This window comes from Paenibacillus yonginensis, assembly GCF_001685395.1.
Classification (GTDB): Bacteria; Bacillota; Bacilli; order Paenibacillales; family Paenibacillaceae; genus Fontibacillus; species Fontibacillus yonginensis.
The window spans coordinates 4926652-4952167 of the sequence record NZ_CP014167.1 but is presented as its reverse complement, the minus strand read 5'-3'; the positions used below and the strand labels follow the sequence as shown (position 1 = coordinate 4952167).

The following is a 25516-nucleotide window of genomic DNA, read 5'->3' as shown; positions in this document are numbered from 1 at the left end:
TTCGGTATATCAATTGTAGCGGGTGAAATGACCAATTTCAACACTTAAATATTCGTTTGCGACAGTTACAATTATAAAGAATTTGGAATGTAATCTTACTTCAACTAGACATGCTTGGGACTATATTTTCTTCTCTTGTTTTCCACAATTCTCTCAACTCTTTCAGACCAATCACTTCCTAAATGAGCATTAAAAAGAGTTTGCATATCATCATACGTCCATATATGAATCCTCCTGTCTTCATTTTTAAGACTCTCACTAGCATGACCAGTACAGAAAATAACTCCTCTATTTACTTCGTTCTTTTCTATTACTCTACTAAATGCTCGAACGGTCTCAATAGTAAGTGGGGTCGTTTTATACAATTTACATTCTATATATACTTGCTCAACACCGTCCGGCCTTATAGCTGTTGCAATTATATCTTTTCCTCCGTCACGACTCGCTGATGTCCATAAGGTCTCGTAACCCATGCTCTCGTATAGATTCTCAATGAACCATTCGAATTCTATTGGCTTAAGATTCATTAACTTTCCGAGTGAATTTTCACAATAAATAAACTTCGCATAAATAATTCCAATACATTGTCCTATACCAATTATTCGATCATCAGGAAGGTTAGGCTGAGAATAAATGTAACTTTCAAGTGCTTGAGCCGCATTATAAGGCTTATTAGGAAGAAGGTCTAATACCCATGTTATCCCTTCCCAAGCGTCCCGTCCCTTACTCAATCGTATTAATCGTTCGCTGCTTGCCCTTGTTTTAGCACGCTTGCTCAGCTTCGCATCCTTGGATTGAAGCATAATCTTATTTATAGAATAATCACTTAAGTCTTGATTACGTGTTATAGGTTCTAACAGATGTCTCAACAAATTTTTCACATCTATTAAAGGTACATCTTCAATATTATCCAAGTATTCATCTAGCCACTCATCATAGGGAATCCTCACAGATGGGTAAACATCTCCCCCATTAATCACAAGGTTTTGCCACTCATTAAATGACTTATAATTAGTAGTATAGAGCCATTCATTTAATTGCAATCCGTTTCCTCCTACCATTATGTTTCTGATCTGCTTTTCGCTAAAAGTAAAAGTGCTCGAATTTGAGCCTCATAAGCAATATATTCATCAGGCGTAAAAATCTCATTGTGCTCTACAAAATAATCATCTGTTTCGAATGCCAAGTAAGTTAAGAATGCTTCATCATACGGGATGTTTAAGTGATTTTCCGAATCCTTGATCCCTTTAAATACCACACTATGATAGCTAAGGTCAGTCCGAACTGAGCGTGTACTAGTAATATAGGGAAACAGGCCATCTAAACTATAAATTTTAGCAACTTTTTCTGAAAGACTGGCTAAGGCCACGGCAATAAAATCTGTCTTACTCAATAAATGAGCCTGTTCTAAAATCTCTTCCACCTTGCCCTTGTCAATGTACTGATGTTTTGTCACATCTACCACTGCGGGACTCCTCTGTTCTTCATTCATTAGATACTCATAATAACCTTGATAGATGTCAGTACGTTTATAAGCTTCTATCGACTCTGCTCCAATATATTTTTCTACAAACTCTTCTGAATATGGCTCCGTCATTAATTCCATTGTCCGAGAGTAAATCTCATAATCCATTAGTAAAACTGGGAACGGATCGATTGCAAGTCGAAAAACTGCTATAGCTCCAATACAAGAAATAAGACATTTCTCGAAGTCAGTTATTAAAGCATCTCTATCATCTTTTGTTCCGGAAATGTGATTTTGTGCAATATAAAACGTGTTAAACCCCTGTTTATGAACATATTTATTCATAAATTCTTTTACTTCTTGGAGGTTTTTGAAATACCCCTCCATTTTCTCCTTAATATCAGCAAACTCTTTTCCGCTTTCTTTTAAAAATTTCAGCATCTGACCATACATTGGAAATCTACTTTGACTCTTCCATTTATTGAGTTCTTTCTTCTTATGCTCGGCGTCAAGTTCAATTAAATAAACCATTGTTGTAGAGACTTCCAATGATTGTCTTAAAGAATAATACGCACAATCAACATACCCTTTTTCAAACAATACAATTGCATTGATAACCAATCGAATCGACTCAAGAAGGAAGGTATTTGCAAGTTGGGCATCCATCCTACCTGTCCAACTATCTTCAATATTATTAAGGTCAGTATAGTAGGCTTCTTTGTTGGGTAATTGTAAAGGCCTTAAATATTGGGTTTCTTTATAATTGAGTGTTTTGCATAATTCCGTTTCAGAGAAGAAGCGATAGCATATTCACTGTCGTTAAGGGGTAATTTTCGAAAATGGTATTATATGGATGAAGAAAAGGGCAGACTTGCAGAATTTTAGAACAGCTCGTTTTTTAAGCGGCAGCCCGTTTTGAATGATGAGAAACGGCGAGCGCAGATGCAAGCAGAACAATGGCATTCAAATACTGGTGAGTTGTGACTTTCTGAATGCCCCGGACATGTGCGGCGTCTGCCGTCAAATAGGTTTTCAATCGGGAGTTGCAGCGTTCTACGCTGGTTCGTTCATTGTAAAGTTCCTTCCAACGCTTTGTATCCCGATGAGGGATGCTGTATCGCCGGAGATCATCCTTCGCATTTACTTTGACGACCATTCCATAGTTTGAAGACGAGCAGGCAGCCATGCCAAGCGGACAGTCGACTTTACCCGTGGCATGCGGGCAGCGAAATTTATGCATATCGCCGTCAACTCCCCAGTATGTCATCGCATAACCCATGGAACAGCACGGTGTTCCGTTCGAGGTCATGCCAGCAGGCGGTTCCTTCTCCCCCCGAAGATTAAGGGGAATGATGGCTTGTGCCTTGACGTTGCGGGCGGCCTCATAAACTTTCATTTGGTCGTAGCCCGCATCGAGTATGAAAAATCGTGTGCTCGTCCTGGACGCTGTTTTCTCGATCAGGCCCGGCGCCATTTCTCCATCATTGACATGCGCCGGCGTTACTTCCAAGGCGATCGGCAATTCACTTTTCGTATCGACCGCCAGATGAATTTTGTAACCAAACCATGTGATTTTATTGCCGAAGGAATCAATTTTTGCGCCCCAGTTCGCATTACCCGTTTGCTCGCTTTTGCGTTTGGGCTGCTTTTTCTCGTAAGCGCGGAGAGCGGCGCTGTCTATGGCGACGTTACTGCCTTCTATGATACCTTCCTGCTGACAGCGTGTGACCAAATCCTCAAAAAGCCGTTTTGCCAAGTCCTTTCTCGTCAGTTCTGAGAAAACTCGGCTTAATGTGGATATGGAAGGAGCTTCTCGATCCAGCGGAAGACCACACTGATAACGAAACCGGAGATCCGTATCCAAACGCTTATGCAACCCTGAAAAGGTACTTATTCCTTCAAGCGGCGCAGCCAAGAGTGCTCGTAGAATACCTTGTCTGCAGTATCCCTCAGCGCCTCGGGGTGAACGGCTTCTCAGTTCCTTGGCATACGGTCTCAGATCGAGAGAGCTGAAGAAGATCGGCAATCTCTCCTTGGGTTGAATTTTTAAAAGTTCTTCGAAGGAAAACAGACATTCTTGGAGAATATACAAAGTGACTTCCTCCATCCTTGAGGTTTTTGGGTTTGGTCACTTGAAAACTTCTCCAAGTTGGGGTGAAGTCCCTTTTTTATGTCCGAAAATCCTTACGGCTCAAGGCCTCAGATTACTGCAAAACGCTCAATTAATAAAATCAAAGCTCACTCTACTCCCTCCCACGTCATATCATCTATTTCCATTATCAAGCAAGTGAAGATGACTTAAAAGGGCCAAAGTATTACGATCTGAAGCTAACTCAACCCAATTTGACTATTCAACGTCGATATTTATATAATAAAAGTATGTAAAATAACATCCTTTTTAATTGTGGAGGAAGATATGGAACGATACAGTATTGCTGAACGCGCTAAAGCACTTTATGAACTGCTTAATTATGCAATCAATCCCTCTACTATTGAACAAATTCTCCGCGCCAATGACTCCCTCATTTTCAAAGAAGTGGTCAACCAGACGAACGAGATTGCCATCCCCTATGTCGGCAAGTTTACCTTTAAGGAGTTTACGGGACGGGAAATTAACGCGGTACACGGCGAAACGGTGAAGCAGCGGGATTTTGTGAAGACGAAATTCGAGCTTGGCAAATACATCAAACGTCTGAATGTGAATCGGGATTGCTTTGACCGCATTGAAATTGATGCTGATTCTTTGAAACCCTGCATCGTGTTCAATACCAAAGCAGCCGCAATTCGTTCCGGCCAAAAGGACTTGATCGGCTGTATGACTGCCGTCTACCAACATGAGTTCAAGTTGAGCGGGCGAGTCGAATTGTTCAATGAGGAGCAACTGTCAACTTTCACCGCCGATATGCAACGGCTCACTTCATCGAATCCGAAGACCTATGATGACATTACGCCATTCATTCAAACCGTACTTGCCTTCGAGGAGTGGATTTAAGCGATGAAAACCAAAAACAAATCCGAACAACAAATCAAACAGGAGCAAGAGTACCAAGCATTTATGCTGCGAGCAGCCGATTTACTGAAGGCATATCATCAGGGGAGGAGAACCTGAAATGACGAACGAAACAACGGTAAAAATTAAACGCCAACTGCTTACCCTGCATTACAATGTCATGAATGCAATCGCAAAGTGGGGACATTTGAGCGTCCCATCTCTCCATAAACTAATGCCGGACAAACGTCCTCTGAACGCTTTATACAAGGCAACAAGAGAATTAACGGCGTGGGGCTGGCTCGATTGTGTAGTAGACAAGCGAAAAAACAAGATTTTTGCATTAACCTCCCGCGCCGTTCAGGAGCTGGGTATTCAGGGGCTAGAGACACGCGGACGCAGCTTTTTGCAGATGGACATCGCTCGAACCGTTTGGGCGTTCGATCAAGATGGATTTTTCGAAACGCTCGGCCTTGAAGCTCAGCCAAGTATCAAAATGCTTGATTGCGTGGTCAAAGGCCCACATCCGAAAGCTTTAATCGTTGATCACGATTTGAGCCATGTATCCAAGACGTTCCAGCGAATTGAAGATTTCACTAGCGCAGCTTCTCCCGATGCCCCACTGGACATTATTGCATTAGGCGAACATCGGGCAGCGGAACTGCAACGTTTTATAACCCAGAAAGGCTTCCGTTTCCAAGTCCATCTGATCGAGGTAGACGTATAGAACATCTCTTGAGCATCACCCTACTTACTCTCCAATATCCCGCGAATCCTCTGCTCTTCTATTTTCCTCAACCTTCCTTTTTGAGAACAGCCCTATAACAAGTTGATACAAACAATTGGTTAATGTTGGTTATTTGATACTTAATGCGTAACACTCCCGTAACTAACCCATAATTTCTTGACAATACAACATAACTAAAATCGTGAACACGCCGATAATTGGCGGATACTATTTAGTGCTATAAATCCGCCTTTTTTTCGGAATATGGAGGGCACAGCCGATGGGGATTCGGTTTAACAATCAAAAACTGCCGGGCAAATTCGGAATGACAGTTCCCGCAAGCGGAGTACGGAAACTGCACGAACTCCGACAAGGAGAAAAATATGTTGTCACAGCCGGAGTCATCGTGAACAAACAAATGCATCTTTCCAAAGATGGGAGCTGGCATATTTGCACATTATATTTGACCAATTATATCGCTTCTCTTGCGACAGTTTATTTAACAAAAGATGCTGACGAAGCACAAGCCTTGATGAACGAATTTCACCTTCAAGACTCTGTACGGATATATGGCAACGTCGATCTTTACCAAGGACAGTTGCAGCTTCAACTCTCCGGCATTCAGCAAGTCGTCGGGTTGGAATATGTGGACAGTACGGTGGTTAAACGGGTAGAACTCCAAGTCTTCTCCAAGCTTTCTCCTCTCGCTTCCATCGTGGACATCAAATTGCTGGTCAAACAAGCGAAACAATTCGGTCACGAAGCTGTTGCTCTAACCGATCTTCACTCTGTACAAGCCTTGCCGGAGTTCTTCAAGGAGGCGCGACGGGCAGGCATCAAACCGATTGCTGGTGCAACTCTGTCCGTCTTAAATCCGCTTCCAGTGGTCTACGCTCCGCAGCCGCGCAGTTGCAAGCTGCATGAGGATTGCTATGTCATCTTTGATCTTGAAACAACCGGTCTTTCAAGCGAACGCCATGACATTATCCAGATTGGAGCCGTCAAAGTGATTCGCGGCGAAATGGTCGATTCCTTTTCTACGTATGTTCGTGCCAAACACGCTATCCCTGAAACTATTCAAGCTTTGACCGCCATCACGGAAAATGATTTGAGGGATGCACCGTTGTTATTCGATGCTTTGCTTGCTTTTGAAGCTTTTATTGGGGATGCGATTCTGGTCGCGCATAACGCCAACTTTGATTTGCGTTTTCTTCATGCCATACGGCAAAGCTTGGCTATGTCTCCTCTTGCCAATCCTGTCATTGATACGCTGGGACTCGCCAAGTTTCTATATCCTGAATTCTCCGCTTACAACTTAAAAGCGCTGGCCGATCAGCTTGACGTTCCGCTTGAAAATCATCACCAAGCCCAATCTGACGCGCTAGCAACTGCCGGGATATTCAGAAAGATGCTTCAAGCGCTGCCGCTAAACATGGAACTATCGGAACTTCATCGTCAAACCAAAAATCAGGTTTATGGTTATCCATTTCCGGTTACATTGTACGCCATCAATCCGAAGGGAATCCGGCATCTTTACCGGCTACTCTCGCTGGCCCATACCGATTTTCTAACCAAGGCTGCCCCACAGCTTCCCAAAGCGGTAATCATCGAGTATCACGAGGGGCTATTAGTATCGTCTCCAGGCTTCTCGGGAGAAGTAATGACAGCTCTTATGGAGCATGGCGAAGAAGCCGCACTACAAGCAATTGCCAACTATGACTTCATTACCGTTGAGCCTTTGCCGTATGCCCAACCTTTTATCGATAGCGGCCTCCTCCATAATGAAGACGAAGCGAAAACTTTCTCCAGCCGACTGAACGAACTTTGCAACCAAACGAATAAATTACTTGTTGCTGTCGGTGGTGTCCGTCACCTGAATAAACACGATCATGGTCTATACAGCAGATTTATTCAATTACGCCCGTACCTCTCCAAAAACAGGCCCGTTTTTATGCCGAAAGCCGCTCCCTTCCTGTCAACCGATGAGTTGCTGGATTCATTCCATTACTTGCCTAATGCTCATCGTATCGTTATCGATAATGCTTTGAAGGTAGCCACGCAAGTGGAAGAGTTCGAACTACTGCCAGATGAGATGCCGTTGCCCGATCTGCCGGGAGCCGCTGAAACTGTACGAGCTATAGCTTACGAAAGCGCCCAACAGAGATACGGTGCTTCGCTCCCTGACTTCATTAGTAAAAGACTTGAAACCGAGATACAGGCCATCATTAGCTGTGGCTATGCGGTCATCTATGAAGCAGCCCGACAAATTGTAGCCGAGGCAAAAGCGAAGGGACATTTCGTTGGTTCCCGTGGCTCAGTTGGTTCGTCGCTGGTAGCTTATCTGCTTGGCATTACAGAAGTTAATCCGCTGCCACCGCATTATGTTTGTCTGAACTGCCATGATGTAGAACGCTCAGAGCTATGCTCCAGCGGCTCCGATCTTCCTGAAATACGTTGCCGATGCGGAGCGGAAATGCATCGAGACGGCCAGCAAATCCCGTTTGAAACCTTTCTTGGATTGTCAGGAGAGAAAATGCCGGATATTGACTTGAATTTCAGTCAGGAGTATCAGGAGCAAGCCCATAACCATTTGCGTGCCATCTTTGGCGGAAATGATAGCGTCATTCGTATTGGCACAATATCGACAACCAAAGAACAATCCATCTATAACGCAATGAGTAAAGCAAACATCAGCCTTAATCCTGCCGAAACAGCGCACTTACTTCAAGGCTTAACTGGCATCAAGACAACGACAGGACAACATCCCGGCGGGTTGGTTATCATCCCGGCTCATTGTCAAATGGAAGCATTCAGTCCGGTTCACCATCCTTCCAATAAAAAGACAGCGCCAGTTGTAACGCACTTCTCCAAAGAGAATCTTGCTCACGGTTTGTTCAAGCTGGATTTGCTCGGCCAGACCGAACCCTTCAAATTGAAAAAGCTATATGAGCTGACCGGGGTTCATCCCGATAGCATTCCCCTCTCTGATGCTCAAGTTTTGCAAGCATTTGCACAAGGCCGTACGTTGGGTATCGGAGAATTCAATACGGAGCTTTCGCGCCAAATGCTGATGAAAATCCAACCGCGAACGTTCGGAGAATTGGTACAGATATCAGGATTGGCGCATGGTACAGGCGTTTGGGAAGGAAATGCCAAGGAATTGTTTGAACATGGGTTCCCGTTGGAACAACTGATCAGTTGCCGGGACGATATTATGTTGACGCTGGAAAACCGGGGAATGGAACGTTCTGTTGCGTTTGAAGTGATGGAGACTGTGCGGAAAGGAAAAAAATTGCAGCCTGAGTTGATTAGCGAAATGCGACAGACTGGGTTACCTTCATGGTATATAGCGGCTTGTCGAAAAATCAACTATCTGTTTCCGAAAGCTCATGCCGCTGCTTATGCCATAAACGCCGTTAAAACGATGTGGTATAAACTCAATACTCCTCTTGCCTTCTACGCTGTATGTCTGACGCTTGATCGTGATGACTTCTTATTGACAAATGCCTTTATGCCTCTGAATGAGCTTGGAGAGAAGCTGAATCGTCAATGGAAAAGAGTGAAGAGCTATCGAGCCAGCGTCAAAGAACGTAAACAGTACAGAGTAAATCGGATGATTCATGAAGCGCGGCAATCCGGCATTGAGTTTGATCGGGTACGGCTTTACAATTCCGCATCAACCGATTTCACGATTCAGAGCGGAAAACTGGTTCCTCCCTTTGCCGTTTTGGATGGAGTTGGTGAGGCCAAAGTAGCTGTAATGCTGCAAGAGCGAAACCAACCCTTCAAGAACATGACCGACTTGCGAACACGCGGCAAAGCAGGAAAAAAGCTGTTGGAAGGGTTGACCAAATTCGGTGATTTGAACGATTTATTTTAGCGTGATTCCCCTGTCAGAAGTGTCGCTTGAGAGAGCGATGCTTCTTTTTTGTCTCTGCTTGTCTACGGAATATCAATAGGTCTACGAAATCGAGGCTTACTTTTTGATCTCTGACCTTTAAGAAATTAGAACTACCGTGAGTCGCATTCATCTATAGGTAAGTTTGAAAAAAGTGAGGTGTTCTTATGTCTTGAAGCTTCGCAAGCCTACAACTTTTATATTCCGAGGAGAGATTCGCCTTATGATACACGAAAAACAATATCTCAGCTTGCCGAAATTTAAAGTGCTGGCAAGAGAAATGAACACGGGAACAGAGTTGCAAAGTGCAGCTTCCAATCGCCTTTTTAGCGCATTACAATTAGCAGACCAAATTTTCCAGAAGATGCAACTGAACTTGTTCTGCGAACCGAGCAAATACCGAAACTGCCACTTCGAGGTTCTTATTGAGTGGGCTTACCCCTCCTTCTCGCTTCATAGGAGGGATTCTAGCAACTTTGACTCGCCACAGCTCATCAATGCCTATGACGTATGGCTGCATCCCTTCTTTGAAGTTCTAAGTCTGATCGATCAAGATGCCCTGTTTAATTGCTACAGCGGCATCGGCTATTTGCAAGCCTATACCACTTTACGTATTTTTGAAAACAACGCAAGCTCCCTGCCTGTCATACGAATCAGCAATCCACTGAATATAAATCACGACGCAAAGAGGGGAACACGATGAACGTTCCAAGAAATCGAAACCTGACATTGCTTCAATCCCGCAGAGTAGCCGCTTTTGAACTGCCATCGATTACAGTCGAAATGCTTTACCAAACCGCTCTCCGTCGGTTCTTGGAGTACGGCGACCAACTGCTTATTGCAAACGCAGCCGTTAAAGATTGGGTAGACATCGTGGATGAAGACGGAAACGCGATTTTAACCGAATCGGCGGACGCGTATCCGGGCATTTTTGAGGAGATTTGGGTGAGCGTTGAGGATTATGGCCCGACTTCTACCGAAGGCTTAGTTATTACCATCCATCTTCCAGAGGAACATTAATGAGACTATCAGAGGGAGAGGCTAGCTCATTCGCCTCTCTCTCTTTTCATGCCCAATTATCATAACGCTTTGATAAGTTCATTCCCGTTGATATCCAGCATTTCATATGCCTTCCCAATCATATCCCTATCATTGCCATATAGATGTGTTGCTTTATCTCGTATCCCGCTAATCGCTGTCACATAGTTCATTTGGTGAACCATGAATTCACTATTACATAAAACCACGGCTTGCTTGCTGGATGTTATTACGCTCTGTTGGAACAAAATCGCTTTCTCAGCTACTTCGGGAGAATAAACCACCGGTTCTCCGTCCGATGTTTTCATGTCCCGGTGGTCAACGAAGATGTTTAGTTCCCCCTTCGAAAAGTTAGAGGCAATGCCAAACAACGTACTGGACATATAATCTACATTCTCACCAGTCAGTAACCCATGAACCTGAAAGCTGAGTATCTTCTTGCTGCTATCCAGATGATATTTGAAGCGTTCCAAGAAAGGAACTTCGAAATCTTTTTTCAAATAGGCCAAGTTGTTTGAAAAACGTTCATTGGAGAACAAATATTCTATCGAAACATTCAACGCACTCGCGATTTTCTCAATGTTAAGAATACTTATATTACGCTCGCCACGCTCTACACCGCTTATGTATGTCCTGTCTAATCCTGCACGGTCGGCTAACAGTTCTTGCGATATTCCACTGCGAGCACGCAACTCCCTTACCCTTTTCCCAAATTCCGTTCGAATATCCACGTCCACAACCCCCAAGCTTTTCCAAACCCTTTAGGATAGATATCGGTCATATAGGTCATTAGTTGTAGATTTTTGTCGTAAAATGGTAACTGTGACTTAAAGTCCGTGGAATTTATATTCAGCCCACTTTACGATATTAATGATAATAAAAATAACCGCCATATTTAGTATGTGCGGTTACTCTTTTGACGTCGGATTATCCTGCCATTCATCAATATCGAATGGGCTGACTTCCAGTATTCTACATATCCGTAACGCTATCTTGATAGTTGGTACTGATTTTCCGCTTTCAAGTCTTTGGTAGTATCTCAACGAAACATCTATCATATGCGAAAAATCCTCTTGAACGATATTCTTTCTATTCCTTGCTTCACTTAATTTCAAGGGGATTGCTCCTAACCGCTTTACCCCTATGTTATCGAATAAATTTATGCTTTATAACGATATATATGTCGTGTAATATATGACGTATAAAAGGTGGTTTTTACATAATTCTGAAGGGAGACAACTATGAAAAAAGAGATTGTTGCATTAAGTATGTCTATGCTACTGCTCGCCGCGCCGTTGACAGTGGCGGCTAACGAAACGCGCTTTAATGACGTTCCAGCCACTCACTGGAGCTATTCCGCCATTCAATGGGGGGTTGATAACGGTATTATTACTGGCTATCCTAACGGTTCGTATAAGCCTGATCAGAACGTCACTCAATCTGAATTTCTTGCTATGCTGCTCAAGGCGTATAAAGCTGATCTAGCCGCTCCCACCCAAGGCGAGTCTTGGGATGCTCCGTATTTATCCTATGCCCGTCTGAACAACTGGACACTTGTTAGCGAGACGAACAAGCCCGTTAATCGTGGACAAATCGCTAAACTGCTGGTCAATGCATCCGGCAAAAACTTCAATGTGAATGATTCGATTCACTACCTACTGGACGAAGGGTTATCTAACGGCAAAACAGATAGAAGCATTATCGGATACAAGGGGAATGATCTTTTAAGCAGAGCAGAGGCTATTGCTTTCATTTTGAATGTTAGAAAGAAACTTGCTGTTCTTGATTCAGCACCGACAACCGAATCAAAGTACGAGAATCCGAACAGTGATATTAAGGTAGAAGAAGATAGTACCGTTTGGGAACCTCTGAAATATAAAGGAATCGACCAGAAAAAATATGCTCAACTCATCTTTCAAGATTTTACATGGGATTACTCAACCAGAACACTAAAGTTCAATATTCCTGAGATGCCAGAAGTAAATCCACTAATCGGCATTCAATATGGAACTACTAAAGAGAAAATTGTACTCGGTAAGGACTACACTTTCAAAAATCTTCCTTCTGAGTTCAAGATTGATATCAACATTTTTACTGACAACACATTTACTTCTGTTATTGATGACTACACAGTAATGTCCTTTGATTATGCAAATTATCATAAATGGGCCAATGGCGTTCCCTCAACCGATCTCGTAGTAAAGGATCAATTTGCCAATAATGTATCGCTAAGCGCCATATTCAAAGCTCTTGGAATTAAGTAATAAGGAAGATTGCTTTTCACGCCAATCAAATCGAATAGCTGCATACAGCGAGACTCAACACACTTGAAGAAACTATAGGATAAATAGATAGCAAATCGAGGAGGATAAAAATATGGACGCACTGAATTTAAAGAAAAATTTAGAAGGATTGTATAACGAAATTAACTTCACGATTCCATTCCAAATAATATGGTATAAGGTACATGAACAGCATTCAGCCAATGTTAAAGCTACAACTCGCCTAAATCCTATGACAACCCAAATCGAAGTATGGATTATAGAATTTCACTCTACACCGGTCGGAAGGGCTGAGGAGAGTGGGTTTATTTTCTCGACATCCGCAATTCCTCCAACGCCGGTATATTTTACTAATCAGACTATAAGCGTTTTCGACTATAGCTTCTTGATTGACAATCCCGACTGGCAGAGGTCGTTAAATACACACCTTGAGAGCATATTTTACGATGGATTAAAACAATTAATGCTGAACTATTCTTTTATTGATGAGAAAGGGAGGACTCAAAAACTTAACGATTCTCAACTTGTATTAGGAAAGATACAGTTTTAACAAAATCCGGAGGGAACAAAATGAAGAAAATTGGATTAGGTCTGTTGAGTGCAGCACTCGCAGTAAATATTTTTGTAGGTTCCGCAGTATCGAATGCAGCAACTTTCGGTGGTTCTGATGGAGCAGCTTCTACTCAGTCAGCAAGCACGGCAGGGTTCAAGGATACTAAAGGACACTGGGCTGAAGCGGCAATCAAAACGGCTGTTGCTAAAGGTTATGTATCAGGTTACACGGACGGGACGTTCAAGCCAAACGCTGAGGTAACTCGAGCTGAGTTCCTGAAAATGTTGGTAGCGGCTATGAAACTTGACACTGTAGCGGCTAACGGTTCCTGGTATCAACCCTATGTTGATGCCGCTACGAAAGCCGGATACTACGCTAAAGACTTTGCTTCTACTACTTGGGATAAATCAATCCCACGTAAGGAAATGGCAACGTTGGCAGTACGTGCAGGACTTACAGGTTACAAGAAAGACTATGACACCAACCGTAACCTGTATGAAGCCGCTAAGAACGGTATCATCCAAGGTGTAGGTAAGGGTGAAATCGCACCTGACGGAGTTACAACTCGTGCTTCGGCAGTAGTGGTTATCGAGCGTATCTTGGATATCAAAGCAGGTAAGACATTGGCTACTGACAAGTATGCTACCGGCGCCGCTGAGGTATTGTGGCACAAGACAAACATCTTGACTACATTGCCTAAGTACTTTGGAACTCCTTGGAGTAGCGAGGAATACTTTGATAGTAGTAAACTTGTGTCTAAGTCCAACGATGGTGTGGCTGTATGTACAGCACGACAATACGTTGTAGTCGACCTCGATGATGCGAATGACCCTAACAGAAATTTACTCAGCCAGTACAAACTTGGTTGGTATAATGCCGATGGTGTTACGTTCGAGTTAAATTCGACAAAAATGCATATGCTGTTATCGGTATCTACGATACAAAGATTAGTGGAAAATTTACCCCGAACGCTGGCTTGACTTATGTACCATGTAGCATCAGTATCGGAAATAAATATTTAGAATCTGTTAGCGGTCAAGGGGTATCTACTAACCCTGCCAACCCTGATGGTGTATATGGTATCTCTGAGTTCAAAGCCAATGTTGACCCTAAAGACTACCAGTCTTTGGTTAACTACCCTGATGTTAAAAAATATGTATCTGGTCAGCTAGCTTCAGGGACTGTAACATGGATTAAAGGGACACTTATCGACAAGGACTATCTGGCTAAAATTCCAAAAGGACAGAACATCATTTTGTCCTTCCTACCTATCACTAATGCAAACGCCAACGGTATTTATAACACAGTGGTACAATAAAAATATCACCCCTGGGGGATATCCCGAATGAAAAAAATAATCGCTTTGGCGGCTACTACGGTAGTCGCCTTTTCCTCTTTTTTATTGTTTAATAGTACTTCACATGCAGCAGTTCCCTCTGGATATACTGAGGTAGGTACTGTAACTTTTGTGAAGGATAAAGGTAAGGTTGATTCAGTAGTTTGATTTGAAAGCTTACTGACACATGTAAACAGCCGACCAATCTCTGAACCCCACCCTCCCCATTTATTTCAACCCCATATTTGGCGCGGTTTTTCGTATGTTGACTCGCTGACGCACCCGGATTCACCTCATAACCTCTATTATAATTTTTCACTTCGCTTCAGCCGCCAATGCCGTCCTTCATCAAAAGGATCAACAAATAAACCAATATACCTTATTTTAGAATTTTAGGTGTGTCAGTTGTTTCTCTTGATGATAAAACAACGAAGGGCCAGAAGTGGCGCACTTAACCCGGATGCAAGGATGCTCCGTTTTACTTGATTCGATCATGCTTCAATTACATTCACCCCTCCGCTTTAAAGTCATAAAATAATACTATTAATTATTGACCATCAGTAATTTTCGTGATATATTTAAATTTTATATTTTGATATTAAATAGAACGTGTGATATAATTATGATATAAAGCAATGAACGATGTACGGGATACTTCCAAAAAGGCAGGGTCGGCTTCATATCGAAAAGTGCGTGTTCCCTATTGCTTCTTCCTCTACTCCTCTCTCATCCACATTCCCTCTGTATTCTTTTAACACCTAAACCATACCAACTTTCAAAGAACGGTGAAGGCTTGACCTTCCACTAAGCTTAAGCTCTTCCCGATCTGGCAGGAGGCGCTATTCATGAGCGAAAAAGAACGCATTACCGTGACGCTAGACAAGGAATTCTACATGGACTTCTGTATTCGGGCTTATGCCGCCGGGACTCGTCCATCTAAGGTTATTAAAAGCTTAATGTTGTCATACGTTGCCACACGACAAGCAGCGGAGGGAGCGAAACATGGTGTTCAAGCGTCTACGTCATCTTAACTTCGTTCCTCTATGGTTAAAAAAAGTCCATTCATGGTTCAATTACGTAGGCCATGAGCGGCTACGCAAACGAGTTATCGCAATTTGGAGTCAAGCTGCAATCGATGATCTTCAGAATGCTGTGGCGGTGCTAGTGAATATCAGTCAAACACCTTCCTTTGAAGTGAACATTCCGCAGCAGAAAATTGATCAGGCTGTACGGCTGATATTACGTTACGAAACCATAAAATCCCCTTACAGGCCGCTAAATTTTCGACTGGCACTTCGACTAGGCCTTTACGCTCCGGCCCGGCGATTAGAAAGCGGTTCTTGTGGCTATTGGGTTCTGCTGTAGGGGCTTCCTTTACCATTATCATCTTGCACTGGATAAGTTGGTTTCCCTTTGACTGGCTCCCGATAAGTCTGTTGACAGTTGCATTCTTTTTCATCGTTTGTACATTCAAAGGGTATAAGCTATTCCCGATTATCCGCGCTTTCACCGCCGAGCATGAAGCTTCTGAGCATCTTTTCTACGCAAGCCTCGCTGACTTGCATAAACAAGCCAAAGCCTTGCTATTCAGCAAGCGAATAAAAAACCTGAGTCAAATTCAAACGGCCATTCATTCCGTTGGCTTCCAACAACGACAAGCGGAAAGTATCTACTTCGATAAATCCAATGAACTGGTAGTTAACGAACCGAAGTCGGCTGCAGCAGGAAACAACGCAAGCACGTATTACCCGATGAAAAAGGCATGGGAGCGGTTCTTCAATGAAGTATTCCGTTTGAAAGAAGGCACTTATGATGTACCGCTCCATCGTGATCTTGGCACAACAGAAATTTATGTATGGGATATTCCTTCAATTGCCTTTAGCCGCTGGGAAGAGAACTTAACCCGAATCGAAGCCTATTTGAAAAAAGTTGTATTCTCTATCTACAGGGACTTTGACGGTATAGGGACGGTTGGAGTCGAAATCGCCAAACAGCCGCTACCGAAGGAAATTATCTTTCAGCATATGATCGACCTTCATGCCGCCACTCAAGCATCGGAAAGTGTAATTGTCGGCGTGAATTGCAAAGGCACGGTTGCTTGGAATTACCGTAAAATTCCGCATGGACTTGTAGCAGGAACAACAGGGGCTGGGAAGTCAACCGCCCTATACTCGATTATCTTGCAGCTTCAACGACAGGCTCATTTGCCTGTTTTCATCGATCTGAAAGGCGGTGTTAGTTTCGGATTTGTGGAAGATGTCGGTTATCCAGTTGCCACAACCAAAGAAGCTGCGCTACAGCTTGTAAAAGGCGCGGTACAGGAAGTTGAACGGCGTGAAAAACTATTAAAAGAATGGGGAGTATCGCCGGATATTACCGTTTACAACGAGATGACCGGCTCGAATCTGCCTGAAATATTCATTGTGTTCGATGAATTCGCGCAGTTTACCGACAAATGGCAAGGACTTGATGAAGGCATGGCTTGTATTAAGACAATTGCCGCGAAGGGACGAAGCAACGGGGTACACTTGCTCATTGCTACACAAAGGCCCTCACAAGAAAGCTTAGGCTCAACCGATTTTCGATCTAACATCTCTTTCCGCTGCATTGGCCGAATGGATTCTCAAGCGTCAAGTCAGATTGCTCTTGGGAATAGCGCCGCGTTCGAGCGCCTCCCTTCAACTGATTACTCCGGGCTATTCATCGTCAGAGGAACGGATGCGCCAATGGATTCATTGCTGAAAGTCCCATACGTCAATGATATCGATTTTCGAAGGTTGTTTTTAGGATATCGGAATCCACATGAAGGCTATGCGTTCGGAAGCGGAATCCATTTGAACAAATCTGATCAACAAGAAGTTGGAAGGAACTACAACGATATTTTTTAAGGAGAAACTGAGATGAATCCACAGTATAAAGTTCTATTCAACGAGAAGGTTTACGGTTACGTCAGCCATTCCGATATCGCTGTCACGGTCAAAGGTGGACAGACATTCGAATTTAACGATTGTAGACTTCTTCAGAACACTGGCTTTAAAGATTCTGAAGGGAATCCGATCTTTGAAGGCGATGTGTTGCAATCCATACGGAACAACAAAGCTGCGTGTTTGACAGTCGAACGCTCCGATGCCCCTGAAGATTTCGGATTCAAGTGTGTTCATTACGAGATTTCAGCTCTAGGCGATATTAATCACCCATTTAGTGAGATTCATGATATGAGCCTTCAATTCTGGTTGAATGATGATCTATACCAAATGAAAGTTGTAGGCGACTTCTGGTCAATTTATCAGGCAAAGGCTAACAAGATTAAGTACAACGTCGAGGCTGTGAAGAAGACTTGGGAGAAGTAACTTCTGTCGTAGAATTATCCTTCTGCGCAACTTTCGCACCTTGAAAGGGGCGCAGAAACATTTTAAGGAGGCAATAACGGTGCAAAAAAGTTGCGTAGAATTACTGGGCGACTTCACATCCTCGCAATCGGAGTCAGGAAAATCTTCAAATACCATTAAAACCTATTGCTACTCCCTCCAAGCGTTCGCTTCATGGCTTCACAATAGCGGAGGGAATATCGATAAGCTAACCCGAGTAGATGTACAACAGTATATCAAGCATTTGGAAACGACGAATCTAAGCGCAGCCACTATCGGTAAAGTGTTCGCTGCAATCGCCGCCTTCGCAGCGTTTAAAGGCTGCTCTCATGTTATGGAAGGCATTCAATTCCCTGTGCAAAGTAAAGCCTTGCACACGGCTCCCAAATCGCTATCTCGGACAGAACGGAATAAACTGCTTCGAGATGTGGAGTGTGACGGGAATCTTCGCAATATTGCCATAATTTACACCCTACTCTTTACCGGTATCCGCGTAAGCGAGTTGTGTCAACTGAGCCTTAGCGATCTGAAGCTCAGTGAACGCTCTGGCTCCCTTACAATTCGTAAGGGCAAAGGAAACATTTCTCGAACAGTCCCCCTCCCCGTAGATGCTCGATACTATATTTCTAAATATCTTAAAACCCGAACGGATAATGATTATGCGCTATTCCTTAGTCAATACAAACAGCGCATCAGTATCCGTTCTGTTCAGCATATGTTGCAAAACTATGGCATACATCCTCATAAACTAAGACATACGTACTGCCGAGAACTCGTAAGCGCTGGAATCGATATCGCTTCCGTCGCTGAGCTTGCTGGCCATGCTTCTTTGGAGGTTACGAGGCGATATAGTAAGCCTAGCCACGTGGAGCTGGAAAAGGCGATTAGCAGAGCATTTGCCTAATGCTCTATTCGTTTCTAAAGGTAACCATCAACTATAAAATGTAGTATAATACAGTGAGAAAATTCCATTTTTCGACCTGTTCTCAGTGAAGAGTGTTTGAACAAGTCGATTGGTGTAGCTAAAAGGGGGACTATATGGCTACTAACGATAATACTCTAAAAACACTCGGATTTATATATCAGACTTACATTGGACTAATTAAATGCTTAGATATGAATGAAAATGAAAAAGTTATAATGGAGCAACTTGGAGATGTTACATTAATCTCCACCTCTCAATCTTCGCAACAAATTGAGGTTAAACATCATTTTGAGGATACAGTACTTTCGGATCGCGATAAAGAGATATGGAATACCATTTGGAACTGGTATAGGAATTTCGATGAGTATACTGAAATAGACGAGCTAATCTTATTTACAACAGCTAGGCTATCTCAAAAGTCCATATTCCGTAAATGGGAAGAGATGAATGTAGATACAAGATATCAAATTATTAAAGATATTGGATCCGTTAAGAAAATAAATGAAAAAGAATTCAGACCAATCTATGATAAAATTTTTTCGACTGATCATAATGCAGAGAAGCTGAAGAGTGTACTAGAAAGATTACAAATTCATTCAGAGCAAAAAACCATTAAATCAATAATAACAAAATATAATAAAACTACCTTTAGATTTCTTAGTACAGAAAAAAGAATGGAAGAGTTTGTTTCTTCACTTATTGGATTGCTACTTACAATACCCGTTAGAGAGAATCACTGGGAAATCTCTTATAGCGATTTTAGCGATATTTTTAAAAGCTATGCCGAAAGATTTATTGATAGTTCTTCAGCTCCGTTGCAACTTACTTTCGAGGATTACGAGCCTACTCTTGTCGAGATTAAACGATTGAAGAACAAACCTTTCGTTTCTGAAATACAAAGAATTGACTTGCATGACGAAATTACGGAGGCAATAAACGATTACTGTAGAACCAGTAAAACGATTATTTCCTATTTCGAAACAAATGTCGTCAAATCTAAAGACCTCAAAGATTATAGAAAACAATTGTTAAAAACTTTATCGACAAACAAAAAAATCTCGAAAATAAATTGTAATGGAAATATCACTATTGTCTTACCTGAATCACAGAGACTGTATCTTCAATCGATGGCCCTAGAGGCTCGTCCTATCAACGGCGTAAGTAATAATCGTGATTTTTTCCAAAGAGGTGTTATTCATAGCATAGTAGATGATGGAGATTTAACTTGGCATGTAGGAGATGTGAAATGAGCATACTACATATAGAGATTTTAATGTATAATCCATTCTTTTTAAGTAAAATTATACATTCTTTCCTGACAGGTTACAAAAAAGAGGTTGATTTGAAGACCATTTTTTATGTCTTGCCAATCATAATGTATAAGGACTCGAGAGATAGATTAAACAATGCAAGAACAGACAGTACACTTTACTCTCTTTTCTCTAAAGAGATAATAATGAAGGAATATAATACAAAACTAAATTCTAAATTCACTTTGAATCATGTAGCTGAATTATTTCAAGACTATATCGAACCTACCAAACAATCCATTATTATACTTGCAAATCAGAAAAATATAAGATTTCAGTCATCAATCGTTCTTCTTGAAGACTTTGAATACAATAAAATCGCTCCTTCAATACGAGAGTATTTTAAATCTGCGTATTATTTAGGGCAAATATTCAGCAAGATTGAAGTAAGTGAATTTGAAAGTTTTCTGGAAATTAGAACGAAAGCATAGGTGATACTCATGCAAAGTAGAATAGAGGCCATAATTATTCTTAATGATGATGAAGAAAAACGTTTTGTTGATTTTCACGAAGGAACTAATATAATCACAGGGGAATCAAAAACCGGGAAAAGTGCTATAGTAGAAATCATTGATTATTGTCTTTGCAGTTCTCGCTCAACGATTCCGAAGGGCAAAATAACAGATTTCGCAACTATTTTTTCGTTAATATTAATTATTAATGAACAAAGATACATAATCGCAAGAAAAAATACTTATTTAGAAAAAAAGAAAATGCTTTTTGCCCCCATTAGTGACGAGATTAATTGCCGAACGATAACAAGATCATTTTTTGAAGATGAAAAATTTATTGACTATAAATTAGTGCAAAAGCAGTTGGAACAAGTGCTGAATCTTCGAGTTACTAATGTAAAAGAAAATGCTGAAGATACCAAGGAAGCAGCCTCATTAAGACATATGACCTCGTATCTGTTTCAACATCAAAATCTAATGGCGAGTAAATTTGCACTTTTTTATAGATTCGACGATTATCAAAAGAAAAAAGATGTCATTCAACAGTTTCCAATTTTCGCAGGAATAGTAGGCCAAGAATACTACTCCGTCTTAATGCAATTAAATTCTTATAAAAAAGAACTCAAGAGAATTCAGAACAATTTAATAAGTGATCAAAAAGTTAAAACAGGAATCATCAATGATTTACTTCCGAAAGTCAAGAATTATTATGCATTAATAGGGATTGATTTCAAGGAAAAACAGCCTTTAGAGAAGCTTATTGAAACTGCCAGAAATCTTCCTAAATTAAGCGATAATTCATATACATCTGACCAGATCATTGTTCGATATGAAGCAATCAAATCAGCAATTGAGGAGCTAAGAGAACAAGAACAACTTTTAAAAAGCAGATTAATAAAACTGGATTCAGCGGCAGATAATAGTAACGATTACATTAACTCACTAGAAAAATTGAAAGAAAAATCCGAGTTGTCCGCAAAAAATGAAACGGATTATGCCTGTCCATTATGCGGTTCAGAATGTACTGACTTACACCAAATATCTAAGGATATTGAAAAGGCCTCCTTGTGGCTAACCGATGAGATAAGATTAATTACTAATAGTACTGATCATTTCTCTGAGGAAAGAAGAAAAATAACTGAGCAAATGGATCAAGTAGTTAAAGAAATTAGACGCCTATGGGGACAGATGAGAAATATAGAAAGAAACTATCTATCTCAAAGCAATAAATATGACTTAGAAAAGAAACTAGACTATTGTAGGCTAGAAATACAAATTTATCTTGAAACGATTGACAAAGGTTTATTTAATAATCTAGACAAGGAGCTTGAGGATATTCAAAGCAAAATCGAAGAATGCAACACAAAACTTAATCAATTCAATCTAGAAGCCGAAAAAAAAGTTGCCTTGAAGAAAATCAATCAAAATATGAATAAACTAAAAAAGAACTTGGATTTCGAAGACGAATTTAAAAAATATGATTTAGTATTTAATTTGGAAGAATTCGAATTGGCTTTAGAAGGAAAATTCGGGGAGAGAGTTACACTTAGTGAAATGGGTAGCGGAGCAAATTGGGTCTCTTGCCATATTGCACTTTTCTTAAGTTTGCTTCGTTATTTCACGTCTCAAAAGGAACGATCCCCCATGCCTCTTTTCATGTTTTTTGATCAACCTAGTCAAGTATATTTCCCACAGGACGTTGAGGAACCTGATACCAAGAGAACGCAAGAAGAAATTGAAAATGATAAACTCGCAGTTACAAAAATGTACAAAGTAATGTTTGATGAAATTGAACAAATATTTTTAGATACAGGAGTCAAACCACAGTTGATTGTTGTAGATCATGTAGGCTTTACCTCTATGCAAACTGAGAAAGAACGAAAAAGTTTTGAACAATTCACACGAAGAAACTGGAGAAGTGGTGAAGCATTAATTTAGGTGGGCAACTTTTCAAGCCAAGTGAAGAGGTTTCTCCATAAAGATTTTCTACCAATTTCACACCCTATAGCTCCAATTTGACCAATCAGACCGAGTAGATTCTGCACTTTATATGCAATCAATAATAAAAACTCGTACGTCAAAGTACGAGTTTTTATATTTTTACAAACTAATTTTCCTGATAAGCTTAACTCTGAACTTCAAATGGCATTAAGTAAAAGGACGAAATCCGATCAGATCGCAGATTCGAGTGTTCCAATAAGCGAGTACACTCGATTTCTAAATGACTTGGACTAAGTTGAGACTCACAGAGAGACGTTAATAATGACCGTGCATCTGATATCATTACTGCAAGTTTTTCGAAAGTCAATGCATGAGATGCACCTGCAACAGCAGCACGTGTAGCTTGATTCTTAGGATGCACACTAATCTTCACGCACTCGTATCCTGGGTAATTTACTGAAAACCATTCTGCGGCAACTAGTAGCTGCCCATGCTGTTCCTTAGTAAGAGGGTTTTCCCCCTTCTTACGGCTCTTAGCTTCTATAACGAATCCTATCTTTTCTGGTAATAGCCAAAGTACATCCGGTCCTTCACCTTGGTTATCATGTCTTTCGGCGTTCAAACCTATCATTTTAGCAAATTCACATAAAGCCTGTTCAAATTGATTGGCAGTGGACTGCTGATTTAATTTTACTACTACATCCTCAAAAGTTTGTAAATATCCTCGTCTAAGCCGATACCCACCAATATTCTCCGCCAAAGCCTTAGCTTGAGGCCCAAGCGTAGATAAAGGACGATAAGGTGGAAGTATTCTTGGTCTTAATAAATTTCTATTATTTGAAAATGCTTGGCGTTGCAAATCTTGTGCTCTTTCTGCGTTCCCCCATTTGTCTGCTATGCGCGCTGCTAACTGTTCGAGCCACCCTCGCATTTGCGTATCCAAGCCCTGATCTTTGTGATCAATCAATTGTTGCAGTTTCGAAATTGCTTGATCATAATAACCATCTTCCCATAAATTAATCGCCTTTCTCTCACCGGCAGCCAGTTTAAAATAAGCATCATTCGAAGTTTCTTCATCAACTAGTTCGGCTAATGTCTCGGCATGGTATTCTGTCCAGTCCTGGTCGCGATCAAGACTCTGTTGAATTGTTTTTACTAAATCTTTAAGTGATTCAACCTTTTTACTTATATCGATTCCCATGTCTAGCTGGGCTCTTGTCGCGCTGGTCAAAAACCTAAAATTCGCCTCTTTCGCAACCCAAGCCGATATATCACTTCCAACTAGCAAAACTACACAATGGTCGCCTGCCCCTCGTGCTCCTCTGCCCATTCCTTGTTCAATTCTTTGAGCTAACATTCGTGTTAGTGTTGTTCCTCCGTATAAAGCACTTGCCCGAAAAAGCTCATAATTCGAAGTGCCTGAAGGTAGTCCGCTCATAACTAAGGCTCGACAAGAGTCTCCCGGTAAATCTATTCCATCATAGCGGTTCGAAAAGACGACCGGTCCTCTTGTTTCCTCATTCCTTAGCTTATTCACTAATTCTTCAACTTCTTCCGAACCTTTTGCTACCGTGGCAACCTTAGACCACCGTTTTGCAGCCTCATCTGAAGAAACGAGTACTACAGTCCCTAGCTTCTTATCATCAGCTACCCATGTAATAAGTTTTTCTATATGTTCATGCTTAAACTTAAAAGGCATTAAATCTGGAATTAATGTCATCCTCTCACTAATACCAGCTAAAGACCGAGACTGTAAAACTTGTTTCAAAGAGTTTGGATCAGCATCAAACGTTCTAATTATTTCACTATCGTCAGCAATAGTTGCGGACATATAAATCCTGCGCGGGGCCTCGTAAAAAGTTGGAAATAAATGAACAAATGGAAGTACTGGAGTAATAGTAAAGGAAGTCCGACTGATAAAAGCATGACACATATGAAGCCGATCCCTAATTAATGGCCAAATCAAAGCGTACTGTTCTGAATCAGTTCTAAGTTGTTCTCGCACCGCATCTAATTGTTCATGCCATGCCCAATACGGAACCTCTAAAACTGCATATTCAGTTCCTTCAATCACATCTTCCAGTGTCCCAAGCTTATCAATTTCTTTAAATGACTTTCTAAATAAATTCGTAAGTTCCAGATACCTAGGATAATTTGCTCCCTTGCCATTCGTTCTTATTTCTAAAGTGAAAGAATCACGAATTACCGAAAATGCTGCATGGGCATCGTCTAAAATAATCGCAGCGACTTTCTGTGGTTTAACATCACCACGAACCCCGAATTTACTTTTTCCGTTAAATAGAGCTTTATATGTCCCTACCATAATTGCTGTGCCGTTCTCAAATCTTTCATTTAGTGGTTGTCCTGAAACATATGGAACAGCAGAAATACCCATTTCTTTCGCTTTTTCAAGTGTCTGTTGAACGAGTTGTGTAGTTGGGGTCAAATAAAGTACAGGTTCACTTGTTTCATTCATAGTTGATTGAGCGATCAGCAACCCGACAAAAGTTTTCCCACCGCCAGTATGCAACTTAAGAACAGTATCACGTTCATTACGACGTTCGAACCAAGCATTGAGTATTTCTGTTTGGCTACTAAAAAGATCTTTAACCCCCTCAGGCTTCGGGGAACGTCTAAATATATCTACAGGGTCAATTGATTTAGGCTTTGCTTTTTCTGATCTTAACTTTTTAAAATCAACCATGACTTTTCCCCCTAAAGAAAATTCCAGAACTTTCAAATATATAAGTGGGCTCCTATCATACATGTAGGAGTTAGTTTATAATCTCAGCGACGTAATACTTTATAACTTCCTCAGGTTCTTCACTAAAAATAAAAATTTTCTCAGATAGGTACTCCATCGTATTTACTGCAGCACCGTAACTACAGTTAATTAATTCAAAATTTTCATATCGGTAGAACTTGAACTGATTTATCTCCCTATCCCTCTCGAAATAAGAAAGTTCCGTTGTTCCAAAATACTCCGCTTCTGTCGCTCCTACTATTTCAAGTATTTTTTCCGGAATACCTTCTTTTATATGATGAGCCATAAGGCTTTTTCCCACTTTATGACGTCCTCTTTCAATGAGTTCTTTGCTCATTCTTAAGCACCCCAGACATTTTGTTATGATTATATCACGGACTTGTATAAAGATTCCAGTTCGAGCATGTTCAAGGAAGATGCAACTAAACAACTAGTTTCACCGCAAATCCTATTCTCGTTATTTTATTA

At 41.3% G+C, this 25516-nt stretch carries 24 protein-coding genes; 17 read left to right on the top strand and 7 right to left on the bottom strand.

What is annotated here, in order from left to right:
- Positions 1-104 precede the first annotated feature (104 nt).
- The 3 genes from AWM70_RS22330 to AWM70_RS22320 form a co-directional block, all read right to left on the bottom strand.
- Positions 105-1043 (bottom strand): restriction endonuclease, encoded by a 939-nt coding sequence (locus AWM70_RS22330; protein WP_068700158.1) that lies wholly within the window; start codon positions 1041-1043, stop codon positions 105-107.
- A 17-nt stretch (positions 1044-1060) separates the two neighbouring features.
- Positions 1061-2131 carry a teicoplanin resistance protein VanZ gene (locus AWM70_RS22325; protein WP_151208788.1) on the bottom strand — a complete coding sequence of 357 codons (1071 nt, stop codon included), beginning with the start codon at positions 2129-2131 and terminating at the stop codon, positions 1061-1063.
- 232 nt (positions 2132-2363) lie between these two features.
- On the bottom strand, positions 2364-3557 hold the full coding sequence (locus tag AWM70_RS22320) for a transposase (protein ID WP_016311143.1): 1194 nt from the start codon (positions 3555-3557) through the stop codon (positions 2364-2366).
- Positions 3558-3881: 324 nt separating this feature from the next.
- Between AWM70_RS22320 and AWM70_RS22315 the strand changes: the two genes are divergently transcribed.
- From AWM70_RS22315 to AWM70_RS22295, 5 genes are all read left to right on the top strand, one after another.
- The gene (locus AWM70_RS22315; RefSeq protein ID WP_068700154.1) at positions 3882-4457 is read left to right on the top strand and encodes a hypothetical protein; all 576 of its coding nucleotides are present in this window, start codon (positions 3882-3884) and stop codon (positions 4455-4457) included.
- 118 nt (positions 4458-4575) lie between these two features.
- Positions 4576-5181 (top strand): hypothetical protein, encoded by a 606-nt coding sequence (locus tag AWM70_RS22310; protein WP_068700153.1) that lies wholly within the window; start codon positions 4576-4578, stop codon positions 5179-5181.
- 280 nt (positions 5182-5461) lie between these two features.
- Positions 5462-9061, top strand: coding sequence for a PolC-type DNA polymerase III (locus AWM70_RS22305; protein WP_068700151.1), 3600 nt, complete (start codon positions 5462-5464; stop codon positions 9059-9061).
- 241 nt (positions 9062-9302) lie between these two features.
- Positions 9303-9782, top strand: a complete 480-nt coding sequence (locus AWM70_RS22300) for a hypothetical protein (RefSeq protein WP_068700149.1) — start codon at positions 9303-9305, stop codon at positions 9780-9782.
- Positions 9779-10099, top strand: a complete 321-nt coding sequence (locus AWM70_RS22295) for a hypothetical protein (protein ID WP_068700147.1) — start codon at positions 9779-9781, stop codon at positions 10097-10099. The genes AWM70_RS22300 and AWM70_RS22295 overlap by 4 nt, the downstream gene beginning before the upstream one ends.
- Positions 10100-10158: 59 nt before the next feature.
- Here the strand turns inward: AWM70_RS22295 and AWM70_RS22290 are convergent, their stop codons facing one another.
- Together AWM70_RS22290 and AWM70_RS22285 are read right to left on the bottom strand one after the other, a co-directional pair.
- A complete protein-coding gene (locus tag AWM70_RS22290) occupies positions 10159-10848 on the bottom strand; it encodes a helix-turn-helix domain-containing protein (RefSeq protein WP_068700145.1) in 690 nt (229 codons plus the stop codon).
- 177 nt (positions 10849-11025) lie between these two features.
- Entirely contained in the window at positions 11026-11232 is a 207-nt protein-coding gene (locus tag AWM70_RS22285) for a helix-turn-helix transcriptional regulator (RefSeq protein ID WP_068700143.1), read from the bottom strand.
- Positions 11233-11358: 126 nt separating this feature from the next.
- Between AWM70_RS22285 and AWM70_RS22280 the strand changes: the two genes are divergently transcribed.
- The 12 genes from AWM70_RS22280 to AWM70_RS22230 all read left to right on the top strand — a co-directional run bounded on the left by AWM70_RS22280 (position 11359) and on the right by AWM70_RS22230 (position 22281).
- Positions 11359-12381 (top strand): S-layer homology domain-containing protein, encoded by a 1023-nt coding sequence (locus tag AWM70_RS22280; protein WP_068700141.1) that lies wholly within the window; start codon positions 11359-11361, stop codon positions 12379-12381.
- Between the two features lie 112 nt (positions 12382-12493).
- Positions 12494-12949: a hypothetical protein gene (locus tag AWM70_RS22275; protein WP_068700139.1), complete on the top strand. Its 456-nt coding sequence runs from the start codon at positions 12494-12496 to the stop codon at positions 12947-12949.
- Positions 12950-12969: 20 nt separating this feature from the next.
- Positions 12970-13932, top strand: a complete 963-nt coding sequence (locus AWM70_RS22270; RefSeq protein ID WP_068700137.1) for an S-layer homology domain-containing protein — start codon at positions 12970-12972, stop codon at positions 13930-13932.
- Positions 13929-14270, top strand: coding sequence for a hypothetical protein (locus AWM70_RS22265; protein ID WP_068700136.1), 342 nt, complete (start codon positions 13929-13931; stop codon positions 14268-14270). Before AWM70_RS22270 ends, AWM70_RS22265 begins: the two co-directional genes overlap by 4 nt.
- A gap of 27 nt (positions 14271-14297) precedes the next feature.
- Entirely contained in the window at positions 14298-14456 is a 159-nt protein-coding gene (locus AWM70_RS23615) for a hypothetical protein (RefSeq protein WP_169823490.1), read from the top strand.
- Between the two features lie 677 nt (positions 14457-15133).
- Positions 15134-15319: a hypothetical protein gene (locus AWM70_RS22260; RefSeq protein WP_068700134.1), complete on the top strand. Its 186-nt coding sequence runs from the start codon at positions 15134-15136 to the stop codon at positions 15317-15319.
- Between the two features lie 309 nt (positions 15320-15628).
- Positions 15629-17176 (top strand): FtsK/SpoIIIE domain-containing protein, encoded by a 1548-nt coding sequence (locus AWM70_RS22255; protein ID WP_068700132.1) that lies wholly within the window; start codon positions 15629-15631, stop codon positions 17174-17176.
- Between the two features lie 12 nt (positions 17177-17188).
- On the top strand, positions 17189-17638 hold the full coding sequence (locus AWM70_RS22250) for a YopX family protein (protein ID WP_068700130.1): 450 nt from the start codon (positions 17189-17191) through the stop codon (positions 17636-17638).
- A 79-nt stretch (positions 17639-17717) separates the two neighbouring features.
- The gene (locus tag AWM70_RS22245) at positions 17718-18560 is read left to right on the top strand and encodes a tyrosine-type recombinase/integrase (protein WP_068700128.1); all 843 of its coding nucleotides are present in this window, start codon (positions 17718-17720) and stop codon (positions 18558-18560) included.
- Positions 18561-18694: 134 nt separating this feature from the next.
- A complete protein-coding gene (locus tag AWM70_RS22240; protein ID WP_068700126.1) occupies positions 18695-19831 on the top strand; it encodes a hypothetical protein in 1137 nt (378 codons plus the stop codon).
- The gene (locus tag AWM70_RS22235) at positions 19828-20322 is read left to right on the top strand and encodes a three component ABC system middle component (RefSeq protein ID WP_068700124.1); all 495 of its coding nucleotides are present in this window, start codon (positions 19828-19830) and stop codon (positions 20320-20322) included. Before AWM70_RS22240 ends, AWM70_RS22235 begins: the two co-directional genes overlap by 4 nt.
- Positions 20323-20331: 9 nt before the next feature.
- Positions 20332-22281, top strand: a complete 1950-nt coding sequence (locus AWM70_RS22230; RefSeq protein WP_068700122.1) for a DUF3732 domain-containing protein — start codon at positions 20332-20334, stop codon at positions 22279-22281.
- Positions 22282-22468: 187 nt separating this feature from the next.
- On the opposite strand, the gene AWM70_RS22225 is transcribed toward AWM70_RS22230, so the two are convergent.
- Together AWM70_RS22225 and AWM70_RS22220 are read right to left on the bottom strand one after the other, a co-directional pair.
- Positions 22469-25024, bottom strand: a complete 2556-nt coding sequence (locus tag AWM70_RS22225; protein WP_237167786.1) for a DEAD/DEAH box helicase — start codon at positions 25022-25024, stop codon at positions 22469-22471.
- A 34-nt stretch (positions 25025-25058) separates the two neighbouring features.
- Positions 25059-25385, bottom strand: a complete 327-nt coding sequence (locus AWM70_RS22220) for a hypothetical protein (protein ID WP_068700118.1) — start codon at positions 25383-25385, stop codon at positions 25059-25061.
- Between the last annotated feature and the right edge of the window lie 131 nt (positions 25386-25516).